The following is a 1,027-nucleotide window of genomic DNA, read 5'->3' as shown; positions in this document are numbered from 1 at the left end:
GGGGGGAGTGCGGGAAGGAAAGGCCGCCGCGGGTGTCTCCCCGCGGCGGCCACACGGACTATCAGCTGGCCTTCTGGCTGCTGGTGGCCTTCTGCGCGGCCTTGGTCGCGTTGGTGACGTTCTGCTGCACGGCCTTCTGGGCCTTCTCCGTGAACTCCTGGTTCAGGGCGACGACCTTCTCCGCATCGCCCTTGAGCCGGTCGGTCACGCTCTGGGCGAGCTTCTGCTGGCTTTCGACATAGTCCTGCACGCCCTTCTGGTCGCGCACGTTGAGCAGCGCGCGCAGCTGCTGCACGCCCATGTCGGTGTAGGCCTTGCCCGCCTCGAACTGCACCTCGGCCAGCTTCTCGAAGTGGTCGAGGGCCATGACCGTCAGGTCGCGCGTCGGGGTGAGGAGGTTCTTCTCGATCTGCTGGTTGAACTGGTCGAAGTTGAGCTGATTCATGGTTATCCACCTCTTTCCTTGTGAGAGCCGTGATCCATTGTGGTTATTCTGACTGGATCGTAGCAGCGGTGGTGATGCGCTGCAACATTTTTGATCGAATGCCTTTTTTGTTGCGTAACGTTCCTGTAACGCACTGACTGGCGGTGCCTTTGTTTTTATCGGTTCAAAGGTGAATCCATTTCGCGTCGTGTCATCCCGCCTTGTCGGGGGCCCGTTCCCATGGTTCGGTTTCCCTGTGGCCGACGGCTTGGGGTAGGCTGCCGGTGTCCTGATCCAGGACACCAGTCCGGCGTCTCGGCGCCGGGGCGAAGCAATCGATGGATACGGGGAGGACTGCTCAATGGCCGGATTTCACAAGCACCGGACGCTGCTGCCGCTGGAGTCGGCGCGAGTGATCGCCCGCGAAACGCTGAAGGCGGCGCGGGATCGTGACCTCAAGCCCATGACCGTGGTCGTCGTCGACGGCGGAGGGCATCCGGTGGTGGTCGAGCGCGAGGACGGCGCCGGGACCGTGCGCTTCGAGGTCGCCCGCGGCAAGGCGTCGGCCGCTCTGGGCACGGGCGTGGCCAGCGGAGCCCTCGG

Annotated in this window: 2 protein-coding genes; one reads left to right on the top strand and one right to left on the bottom strand. The window is 64.0% G+C overall.

Going from position 1 to position 1,027, the window contains the following annotated elements:
- Nucleotides 1-61: 61 nt before the first annotated feature.
- Nucleotides 62-445 (bottom strand): phasin family protein, encoded by a 384-nt coding sequence (locus G7A99_RS20875; protein WP_018717904.1) that lies wholly within the window; start codon nt 443-445, stop codon nt 62-64.
- A 340-nt stretch (nt 446-785) separates the two neighbouring features.
- On the opposite strand from G7A99_RS20875, the gene G7A99_RS20870 reads away from it, so the two are divergent.
- On the top strand, nt 786-1,027 hold a 242-nt coding region (locus tag G7A99_RS20870), incomplete at its 3' end, for a heme-binding protein (protein ID WP_163143812.1).

It is taken from the genome of Arhodomonas sp. KWT, assembly GCF_010993615.1.
The sequence above is the reverse complement of the archived record's forward strand: the minus strand, read 5'-3'. Positions and strand labels throughout refer to the sequence as shown.

Coding starts and splice junctions, on each gene's coding strand:
- G7A99_RS20875 (WP_018717904.1), bottom strand. CDS start 445: ATGAATCAGCTCAACTTCGACCAGTTCAACCAGCAGATCGAGAAGAAC.